Source organism: Klebsiella sp. YJ, assembly GCF_002108615.1.
Taxonomy (GTDB): Bacteria; Pseudomonadota; Gammaproteobacteria; order Enterobacterales; family Enterobacteriaceae; genus Klebsiella; species Klebsiella planticola.
In genome coordinates this window covers 1-9,793 of record NZ_MTEG01000062.1, presented here as the reverse complement: position 1 = coordinate 9,793, position 9,793 = coordinate 1, and the positions used below count along the sequence as shown (strand labels likewise).

Sequence of the window (9,793 nt, the reverse complement as noted above, 5' to 3'; positions counted from 1 at the left end):
TGAACAAAATGACGAAAGCAGGTATGCCTGAAAGCGTGCGTATTGCCTGAAAACACAACCCGCTACGGGGGAGACTTACCCGAAATCTGATTTATTCAACAAAGCCATTGCGGATTCAGAGTACACCGGCGGCCTAAAAGATGTTTACAAAAACTTATCTTTAAGCAATGCTCAGTTGCAGTTCCTTGCTGTTTACTTCAATCAAGACACTGTCCAGTTTGATGGCAGAAATATTGTGTGCGAAAAAGAGGATGATGTTCAGTATATTCTATCACTTATATCAGACAGCCATTTTTGGTTGGACAAATCCATGAAAGGAATAAATAAAGTGGTAAATAATACGGACGTAATAAAAGATATTAAATTATCTCTATCGCCGTTCGCTTCGTTGGGTGAGCTGAATGTTATAGATGATGAATTTAAACTGAAAAATAAAGAGTTTGATGGGTTTGCTAAACTTAAAGTTAAGTATGATGTAAAAAGGGGGTGAAAATGGCAGGGGCATTGTTTTCACTTTCTGCTGGTGGTGTGATGTTTGCAACAGTTGTTGTTATTATCATCTTTAGTGCTATGCTATATGACAGTATAGTTAAAAGACGTTCTAAAAAAATTAACTCACCAGAGTTTACAGGATCACCTCAACTAGCATCTTGCAATTGTTCAGGAAGTACTGTCCTGCTTTATCTTGATTTTGATGGAGTCCTCCATCGAAGGATGAATGAGACATTTGAAAGAATGCCTCTATTGGAAAAAATTTTAAAACAATGTCCAGAATTACAAATAGTCGTGTCCAGCAGTTGGAGGGAAACAATGACTTTAGCAGGGCTTAAATACCTTTTTCCGGTAGCATTCAGACACAGAATAATAGGTGTTACACCTTCACTTAAGGAAGTAAAGGATACGGAATATATTCGGTACAGAGAGTGCCTTTTACATGCCAGACATATGGGGATCAACAAGTTTATTATCATTGATGATGAATCACACCGTTTTCCACCTGGGTGCGAAAATCTGGTGTCAACGAATTACAGTGAGGGGATGACTGACCAAACAGTAGCATCTGTCATTATGAAATATTGTCAGTACTTAACATGAAGGAATGAATTACAATATTAAAGATAAGTTTTTTTTGTGGGCGATGAACAGAGAATTGAAGCCGGTTATTCAGGCAGGGCAGGAACAACCACCCATGGATAATCGGCTCCCGGACATGTCCGGGCAAAGAAATCGTAGAACTAGCGCATGATAGTAAGACGGGGTAATCGAGGCAATATCTCAACAGTACAAATGAAAGAATGCGTTGCTGGGTGGGCACCGGCAGTCAGAGCCAGCGTTCTGCAGCTGCATCAAAGGCTAAGTGTACCTACCATTACCCCAGCTCATGAATCAGCATGCCAGCATGTTTAATGTTTAGAGTCGTCATGTTTGCATTAAGGTCTTTCATCATTCTGGTTCCGCCGCATCGCACATATTCTCTTAATCTTCCATTGTAGGAATCGGGCATAAGAGCATTGGCCATATAAAAACCTATTCCGTAATTTCTGAAAGGGTGTCACTAAAGGGCTTGTCGTTGTACTGGGGGTATAATCGTTTCATCATTCCAAATGCGGACTTCACAGCACTGCGGAAGTCAGGATAAAAAGAAGGCTTAGTATGAAGATCGCTATCATTCTTCAACACACCTTCGAAGCAGCCATATTCTTCACCAAACTCCTGAACTATCATCCACCGGCCATCCTTGCATTCAACCACCATCAGAGCTGATTTTGGGTAGTCGCCAGCAGGGGTCAACCAATCTAAATGGTAGTGGTTGATAGTATCATATACCTTATGTACATTCACAGAATGGTCTCCTGACTAAATTTAACATAACGTACATTACGCGCACCGCCCATGTAGGGGCTCAATAGTAATGTCCGCCTGTGGCTCAATTCAGATGTCCGCGTTATGGTAAGCTTCACTGGTCCGTTTAAACTACCGGGAGGCATATCATGAGCGCAGAAAGCTCAGGAGTGTTTACTTTGAAAGAGATCAACCGGGTTAAGATTATACAGGACGTCATCGAACGTCGCATCACAACGCGTCGTGCGGCCGAGCACCTTGGTATCAGCGACAGACAATGCCGCCGTCTTCTTGCTCGTTACCGTGAAGGCGGTCCGCTTGGTATGGCCAGCAGACGATGTGGCATGCGTGGTAACCGTCAGTTGCCTCCCGGGCTCGCAGACGAGGCTCTGGAACTGATCAAGACGCGTTATGCTGATTTCGGTCCAACTCTCGCGCGTGAAAAGCTCGAAGAGCTCCACGGACTGTTTCTTGGCAAAGAAACAGTCCGGCGCATCATGGTCCGGGCTGGTTTATGGATCCCCCGTAAACAACGCGCCGCAAGGATCCCTCAACCACGGTACCGGCGTCCTTGCACTGGTGAACTGATACAGATTGACGGCTGTGATCATGACTGGTTTGAAGGCCGTGGCCCGGCCTGCACAGCGCTGGTCTACGTTGATGATGCAACCAGCAAACTGATGGAACTGTTGTTTGTTAAATCGGAGTCCACGTTTTCTTACTTTGAAGCCACGCGGCGCTATATTGATAAGCATGGTAAACCGCTGGCACTGTACAGCGATAAAGCTGGTGTTTTTCGTGTTAACAATAAACACGCCACAGGCGGAGACGGACATACTCAGTTTGGGCGAGCCATGCATGAACTGAACATCCAGACTATCTGTGCAGAAACCAGCCCCGCCAAAGGGCGTGTAGAACGTGCTCACCTGACTTTACAGGATCGTCTGGTAAAAGAACTGCGGTTACAGGGCATTTGCTCAATGGAGGCTGCAAATGACTTCGCTGAGGCCTATATGGCTGACTATAACCGCCGTTTTGGCAAAGTACCGCGACATGATTTTGACGTACACCGTGCTGTAGAACATGATGAAGACTTGGAGCTTATTTTCACTGTTCGTGAAAAACGTAAAGTCTCAAAATCGTTGACGATACAATATGATAAAATGTTGTACCTGATTGAAGACAGCGAGCTGAGTCGCCGTGCAATAGGTAAATATATCGATGTGTATCACTATCCTGATGGCAGAAAAGAGCTGCGCCTGAACGGTACGTTACTTCCCTACTCTACTTACGACCGACTGTCAGAAATCGACCAGGGCGCGATTGTCGATAACAAGCGTCTTGGCCGAACCCTGGAGTTTATCAGTCTGGTGCAGAGCAAGCGGGATAACACGCGCTCTCAGTCAATTCCCGCTGGTGATGGCCCTTCCCGACGACGGCCAAAGCAGGAAGGGAAGAAATCCCAGCGCTCACTGGATAATGATGACATGCTCGAAGCACTCAAACAGCTTCAGTCACGTTCAGAGGATATTTTTGGTAAAAGAGCCCGCTGATGGTACTCACTGACCGGACGGTTGTTGCTCACCAGTTGATATTGTCCGGCCAGACCCATGATGTATTATTCATTTCGTTCAGCATCTTTATGTCCTGCTTTTCACGGGCATACTTACCCCATAATGAATCAAAAGAGCGAACAATACTGATTAACTGCTTTTTTCTTTGCTCCGGAGATAAGCTGATAAAATAGCAGCACCTGCTGTCAATATTATCCTCAATGAAATTAAAATCAGAGTCTGATGCATATTTTGCTGTTTGCATAATATCATTCGACGTTGTTCGGTCAGACTCTGTTAATGCTGATTCTATCAGGTATTCAAAGGCATACATGACAGACAGCTGGTTTTTGTCTGTCTGAATATAACCCATTGAGTTTCTGAGTATTGAGGACTGAACCAGGACCAGAGGCCATAAAATCTCAACACCATAAAGCTTATATGTATCATGTTGATCATACTGATGTTGCTCAACACGACGATTACCTTCCCGCGCTTTACGAATATCATAGGCAAGGGATAACATAAATCCGTCTTTAACTTTAATCAGTGGGCTTTCATCCACGATGTAATGAACGAGTTCGTGCAATTCATTCAGGGCTTCTGAATCTCCCCACAGTATAAAACCTGCATTGTTCGGCGTTAACTCGTATCGAAGCATGAGATCAATCATCCTGTTGTTTCAGTCGAAGGAAAGTCTATCAGCAAAGAGAATCTGAGATCAAAGTGGACATTTTAATTGAGCCGGATAAAGGACATTTCAATTGAGCTTTGACAGCCCATGTTAGAACCATTTAGCAATGTCACTTTTTATCCAGATAGAAACGTCACCTTAGAGTAAGCTAAACTGAATGCAATTCTAAGGGACTCAACGGATGTTGGTGACCATGTCAGATAAAGAAATTCATCGCTTGCCAGTGATACAGGCTGTTTGTGAAAAGCGCCTACGCCGTCGCGATGCAGCGTCACAGCTTGGCATCTCAGAACGTCAGGCGCAACGGCTTATCAATCGTTACCGGGTTTCTGGTGCTGAAGGACTTGTCAGCCGCAAACGCGGTCAACCCAGCAACCGTCGGTTGACCGAATCTCTCAAACTACGCGTACTCACGCTAATACGTGAAAACTACAGCGACTTTGGACCCACACTGGCCGCAGAAAAACTCAGAGAGCGTCATGATATCCGGCTTTCAATCGAGACTGTCCGCAACTGGATGACGTCGGACGGACTCTGGGTTCCGCATGCTCGTCGCAAGTCACGGGTTTATCAACCTCGACATCGGCGTGATTGCCTGGGTGAACTTATCCAGATCGACGGCTCCCACCATGACTGGTTTGAAGGCCGTGCGCCAAAATGCTGCCTTCTGGTATTTATCGATGATGCCACCGGCCGCCTGATGCATTTGCGGTTCAGCGAGTCAGAAACAGCCTTTGACTACATGCTGGCAACCCGGGAATACATTGAGCAGCATGGGAAACCGGTATCGCTGTACAGTGACAAACACGCAATATTTCGCGTCAGTGGTCCGGAGAACCGCAATACCACCGTTACCCAGTTCGGACGTGTGCTCTATGACCTGGCAATCGAGCTTATATGTGCCAACAGCTCTGAAGCTAAAGGCCGCGTGGAACGTGCGAATCAGACGCTTCAGGATCGACTGATCAAAGAAATGCGTCTGGAAGGTATTACCGGCATTGAGGCTGCAAATGCCTGGCTTGCCACTTTCATTGCAGACTTTAACCGCCGATTCTCACGTCCGGCCAGGTTCCCGAAAGATTTGCATCGTCCGGTGCAGGAAAGCCCCGGTGAGTTAAGAGACATCTTTGCCTGGCATGATGTTCGTACCGTGTCGAAATCACTGACATTCCAGTACGATAAGATCCTTTATCTCATGGACCCAACAGAAGAAAATAGCCGTCTTGCCGGTGAAAAAATTAAAATACTGGACTATCCCGATGGCACCCTCGCCTTCCACTATGGACACCGGAGCCTTAAGTGCCAGGCATTTGATAAGCTGGCCTGTGTCGACCAGGGGCAGATTGTCGATAACAAACGTCTCGGGACTGTACTCAGACTGGCTCAGGTAAAACAGGATGAGCGGGAAAGCGAAGGCAAACGGGAACGAAGCAAAAAATCGCCCAGCCGTAAGGCTCAGGTGCGCGTCCAGGAACAGCTCCGGGCTATCAATCCCGTTCTGGCAGACCCGAGCTTGTTTGTGGCAAGTTCAAAGCGATAGAATCGACCATCAGTGCTGCAAAGTACCGGAACAGTGAGCCCCCAAAAGGATACTTGAGATGATTAAATTCCCGACTAAAAAGCGCGTTGATTTGTATAAAAATGCTGTCAGTTCTGAGCAATTACATCTGGATCTGGCTGCGGCTCAGGAGTTCATGTTCGATGCCTGGGAAACTGATGACCTGGACGTTGTGCTGAAACTCATCAGAAAAGCTATCAAGAAATCCCCGCTCTGTGCTGACGCATACTCATTCTACTGCGAGTTATCTCAAGAACCTCCTGAGTCAAAAATCGGGAATCTGGAGACGGCTTTGTACGCAGCCAGCATTGCTCTTGGCGAGGATTTTCAGGAGTTCGCAGGACGTTTCTGGGGATTTGTCGAAACACGTCCATATATGAGAGCAAAAGCAGCTTTGGCTGAGGCCTTATGGGAGTCAGGTAATTTTTATCCGGCTATGGCTCACTGCCGCGAAATGCTGAAGCTCAACCCGAACGATAACCAGGGGATTCGTCATTTATTAGCGAACTATTACCTTGAGCTTGAAATGGTGGATGATCTGGCCTTGCTACTGGACGATTATCCTGGGGATATGCGCCCGTTTCTTCAGTATACACGCGCCCTCCTCGCCTACCGGCAGTCATCCCCAGATGCCAATGATATCGCTAAAGCTGCGATTGATTCTAATAGACACATCCCCGGCTTGTTATCGAAGTGCAGATTACAGCCCAAGTCTAACAGTGGATATATTACGTTAGGTGAAATGGATGAAGCCATATATTACGTGAATAATAATTTAAAAACCTGGATTCGCACCCCTGGTGCAATTGAATGGATTGTCAATGGTATTTAATTTACGAAGGCCATTGCTTAGGCCTTCATCATTAATTTAATCACAAGCCATTTCTTGCTGTCTTTAATTCTAAAAGATTGACTTTATCTATCTTCCCTTCATGGATCATTATTGTTAATTTCGCTGGATGTTTAAATCGCATTTCGCTTATCCTAAAAGTCCAAAGCATTATCTTTAATAGATCTTGCTCATCGATAATTTTGTGGCCTTTTATTCTTGTAAGTCCAGACCCAAAGATTGGGACAGAAACACTTTTTTGAGCATAGACTCGATTAACCTTATCCCAAAAACTTATTAGAAAACCTAAATACTCAGGCATTGTGAGATGAGCTACATTGTGCTCGTCAAACTTAGATAGCGCAGTGAGTATGTAATCACCATAAACACAAATAGTGCCAATTTCAAATTTTTGCTTTTTACCTTCAATCCTTTCCTCATTTCTATCTTTTATCTCTTCGGCATCGAACCTATAGTTACTAATGTAATCATCCAACTCACTTACAGTACAAGATAAATGTTCGTTGATAAATTTACCATTGAGACTACTTCCGGCAATAATTCGCTCATCAACCTGAGTATCAAAATATTCATTGAAAGCGATCGCTTTCAAACCCTCCTGTTTGAAGATATCTCCTGTTTTAATGATAACAGTACTTTCCTCAATAGTTAGATTAATCTCCCTCAAGCTATTTGCTCTGTACCATAACCAAAGATAGGCGATAATAAGCACTGCAATGCAAGCTAAACCTGCCGCAATTTTTTGATTTGCAGGAATGTCGACAAAAATAACAACTGCACCGATAAAACCGAACAATAATGATGCATATCCCTTAAACTCATTGAAAACCTGCTTGTCACAGAGACTAACCTTAGACATTTAATATTCCTATATCTATGCAAAAACAAAGCGCCACAATCGGCGCTTAAGTTACATTATGCGCTATATCTATATACATCTGGAACGGTTTTGGTTTTCACCATAAACTTACTATCTGCCAGTGATTGTCTGATAAGAGCTTTATTCATTGGGATATGCAACGTGGGAACTAAATGCATTGAATCTCTGAATGCGGGAATCTTAGACCATAAATTTTGTATTTGCTGCTTTAAAATGTTGTTAACTAGCAAACTTTCTTTTGTGTCATAGTCAGGGTATATTACAATTACAGGAAGCCCCAAGGAATTAATACCGTAATCAATTTCTTCTCGTAGAGCGCGAGAATTTATAGTTCGATCACTCAGGAATAGAATAATATTCTTAGAATTCCGCAGACGCTGTCTGAGGCGAGGCATTAAAGTTTGCTCCCAGTTACTGCCATCACGAACGTTATAAGTTGTATCGTGTGAATTGGTAAAAGGGAAACCGGAGTCCGCTCCTTTCCACATTCTCAGTGTGTTGTAATAAACGAAGTCTTTCGTAGCATGAGCTCCCAGAGCGCCCTCATGAAAAGGCTCAGCAACATAAAATGCACAGTAATTCCCACTCATTCCTGTAATCCTTCTTTGTTAGAAAAATCCCAAGGAAATTATACACCTCCTTACAAGTTGAACCGCAACCAAAACATGAGCTTTAAGTGCCATTTCTATGTTGCAGAAAGAGGTGACACTTTAAAACTGCATTGACAGCCCAGACTGACTCAGCGCGTTTCTGGCATATCCCCGGTAAAACAAGTAACAAACCACCCGAAAATGAACACCAGAAACGCGACTTAAGAATCTACCCTATGAATGGATATGCACTCAACCGAATCGATCTTGGTTTCAATCTTTTTTATCGGGATCAGGCTTCTTTTTAGGTAACTTCGGGGGCTTAACTTGCTGATGACTTTGCGTTCGGCGCGTAAGCCAGGGATGGTCAGCTTTAGGTTTAACATAGTATTTTGAGCGTAAATCAATACGGGCATTATCCACTCGTTCATGGACACTCTTTTCATCATCCAGTGGTATAGGCTCCGGGCCATCAACATACTTTTCCCAGCCCAGCGCTTTCCCGTCATACAGAACGTTAATTTCACCGTCAAAGTTCTCGCATACAGTAACAACCGAATGCCTAAGTCGATATCCCCGGCCCTCACTGCGTACCTGAAACGCACTGCTTTTGTACTGGAAAGTGAGATTTTTAGACAGAACGCGCTTCGCCTGTAGGCTGAAGATATAACCCAGTTCCTCTTCAGAATGGTGCACATCAAGATGAGCATTATCAGTAGTACGAGGCGACGTAGCGAACCGGTTGTTATAGGCTTCAATAAAGGTCGGCAACCATGCATTTGCTGTTTCAATATCACTGATATTCTGAAGCCGCATTTCTTTGACCAGCCTGTCCTGTAGTGTCTGATTGGCGCGCTCTACCCGCCCTTTTGCCTGCGGGCTGTTGGCATGGATTGGCTCGATGCCCAGTGTCTTTATCGCACGAGTGAACTGGGTCAGCTCACCTTCCCGCTCTGGGTTATTTACCCTGAATATACTGTGTCTATCAGAGTAGAGAGCGAGCGGTACGCCATGATCATTAAGGTAACCCCGGAGGGTTTCCATGTAAGCCCGGGTTGTTTCAGCAGGCACAAAACGCAACGCCATCAACGCACTGGTGGCATCATCAATGAAAACGATCAGTGTACATCTGGGGCCTCGATTTTCAAACCAGTCATGAGGTGAGCCATCAATCTGGATCAGTTCACCGTAAGATGGTCGTCGCATGCGGCGTTGATATATACGGGCAATTTTACGACGGCGTTCACGCCATAACCCCTCTTCTATCATCCACTTTCTGAGAGTTTCAACGGATAAAGATAAACCGTGTATCTCGCGCAATTTTTCGCACGCAAACGTAGGTCCAAAATCAGCGTAACGGCCTTTGAGGAGTGAAATTACTGTTGCTCTGAATTCAGTAGAAAAGGAATTATTAGGACGCTTTCCACGTCGGTGGGAAACCAGACCAGAAGGCCCTTCATTTCTATACCGTTGCACCAGACGTTTAACCTGCCGAATAGAAATGCCAATGCGTGCCGCAGCTTGTTCCTGAGTAATATGTCGATTAATTGACTCCTGAATAATCTGAAGTCGGTGGAGTTCCTTATGACTCATCGTAACAGTCTCTTTGATCATGAAAAATCCCCCAGAGAATTGTCTGGGGACATTTTAGAATGGTTCAAAGGGGACATTACAGCTTGGTGTTAACAGGACCCATACATCTCCTGTGTAAGTTCACACAGATATTGCAATTGCCTCAGAACACTAAAGGAGGGATTGCCAGATGTTGATGCAGCATATCGGTGTCGGCTATTTTGGGTATTACCGAGCAACTGCTTATGCGATGA

General features: G+C 44.8%; 10 protein-coding genes. 5 read left to right on the top strand and 5 right to left on the bottom strand.

The features are described 5' to 3' along the window. Positions 1-175 precede the first annotated feature (175 nt). Both BV390_RS29540 and BV390_RS29535 read left to right on the top strand, forming a co-directional pair. Complete coding sequence (locus BV390_RS29540) at positions 176-490, top strand: hypothetical protein (RefSeq protein WP_227517263.1); 315 nt, start codon at positions 176-178, stop codon at positions 488-490. A gap of 2 nt (positions 491-492) precedes the next feature. Continuing rightward, positions 493-1,095, top strand: coding sequence for an HAD domain-containing protein (locus BV390_RS29535; protein WP_085397615.1), 603 nt, complete (start codon positions 493-495; stop codon positions 1,093-1,095). 432 nt (positions 1,096-1,527) lie between these two features. Here BV390_RS29535 and BV390_RS29530 read toward each other — a convergent pair whose 3' ends face one another. Further along, on the bottom strand, positions 1,528-1,842 hold the full coding sequence (locus BV390_RS29530) for a hypothetical protein (RefSeq protein WP_049245407.1): 315 nt from the start codon (positions 1,840-1,842) through the stop codon (positions 1,528-1,530). 149 nt (positions 1,843-1,991) lie between these two features. On the opposite strand from BV390_RS29530, the gene BV390_RS29525 reads away from it, so the two are divergent. Beyond that, positions 1,992-3,395 carry an ISNCY-like element ISKpn21 family transposase gene (locus BV390_RS29525; RefSeq protein ID WP_004883460.1) on the top strand — a complete coding sequence of 468 codons (1,404 nt, stop codon included), beginning with the start codon at positions 1,992-1,994 and terminating at the stop codon, positions 3,393-3,395. Between the two features lie 28 nt (positions 3,396-3,423). Here the strand turns inward: BV390_RS29525 and BV390_RS29520 are convergent, their stop codons facing one another. Next, the gene (locus BV390_RS29520) at positions 3,424-4,056 is read right to left on the bottom strand and encodes a DUF6904 family protein (RefSeq protein WP_004883463.1); all 633 of its coding nucleotides are present in this window, start codon (positions 4,054-4,056) and stop codon (positions 3,424-3,426) included. Positions 4,057-4,282: 226 nt separating this feature from the next. Here BV390_RS29520 and BV390_RS29515 point away from each other — a divergent pair, with 226 nt between their 5' ends. Both BV390_RS29515 and BV390_RS29510 read left to right on the top strand, forming a co-directional pair. Beyond that, positions 4,283-5,629: an ISNCY family transposase gene (locus BV390_RS29515; protein ID WP_077258062.1), complete on the top strand. Its 1,347-nt coding sequence runs from the start codon at positions 4,283-4,285 to the stop codon at positions 5,627-5,629. A gap of 58 nt (positions 5,630-5,687) precedes the next feature. Continuing rightward, a complete protein-coding gene (locus tag BV390_RS29510) occupies positions 5,688-6,479 on the top strand; it encodes a tetratricopeptide repeat protein (protein WP_042973673.1) in 792 nt (263 codons plus the stop codon). A gap of 40 nt (positions 6,480-6,519) precedes the next feature. Here the strand turns inward: BV390_RS29510 and BV390_RS29505 are convergent, their stop codons facing one another. The 3 genes from BV390_RS29505 to BV390_RS29495 form a co-directional block, all read right to left on the bottom strand. Beyond that, a complete protein-coding gene (locus tag BV390_RS29505) occupies positions 6,520-7,356 on the bottom strand; it encodes a macro domain-containing protein (RefSeq protein WP_004862033.1) in 837 nt (278 codons plus the stop codon). Between the two features lie 56 nt (positions 7,357-7,412). Continuing rightward, the gene (locus BV390_RS29500; RefSeq protein WP_004862036.1) at positions 7,413-7,967 is read right to left on the bottom strand and encodes a TIR domain-containing protein; all 555 of its coding nucleotides are present in this window, start codon (positions 7,965-7,967) and stop codon (positions 7,413-7,415) included. Positions 7,968-8,240: 273 nt separating this feature from the next. Continuing rightward, the gene (locus BV390_RS29495) at positions 8,241-9,581 is read right to left on the bottom strand and encodes an IS1202-like element ISEsa1 family transposase (RefSeq protein WP_004196353.1); all 1,341 of its coding nucleotides are present in this window, start codon (positions 9,579-9,581) and stop codon (positions 8,241-8,243) included. Positions 9,582-9,793: the final 212 nt, after the last annotated feature.

Bases quoted from the DNA above. Each gene is read 5' to 3' on its own strand.
- BV390_RS29510 (WP_042973673.1), top strand. From the start codon at position 5,688: ATGATTAAATTCCCGACTAAAAAGCGCGTTGATTTGTATAAAAATGCT.
- BV390_RS29505 (WP_004862033.1), bottom strand. From the start codon at position 7,356: ATGTCTAAGGTTAGTCTCTGTGACAAGCAGGTTTTCAATGAGTTTAAG.
- BV390_RS29525 (WP_004883460.1), top strand. From the start codon at position 1,992: ATGAGCGCAGAAAGCTCAGGAGTGTTTACTTTGAAAGAGATCAACCGG.
- BV390_RS29500 (WP_004862036.1), bottom strand. From the start codon at position 7,967: ATGAGTGGGAATTACTGTGCATTTTATGTTGCTGAGCCTTTTCATGAG.
- BV390_RS29535 (WP_085397615.1), top strand. From the start codon at position 493: ATGGCAGGGGCATTGTTTTCACTTTCTGCTGGTGGTGTGATGTTTGCA.
- BV390_RS29495 (WP_004196353.1), bottom strand. From the start codon at position 9,581: ATGATCAAAGAGACTGTTACGATGAGTCATAAGGAACTCCACCGACTT.
- BV390_RS29515 (WP_077258062.1), top strand. From the start codon at position 4,283: ATGTCAGATAAAGAAATTCATCGCTTGCCAGTGATACAGGCTGTTTGT.
- BV390_RS29520 (WP_004883463.1), bottom strand. From the start codon at position 4,056: ATGCTTCGATACGAGTTAACGCCGAACAATGCAGGTTTTATACTGTGG.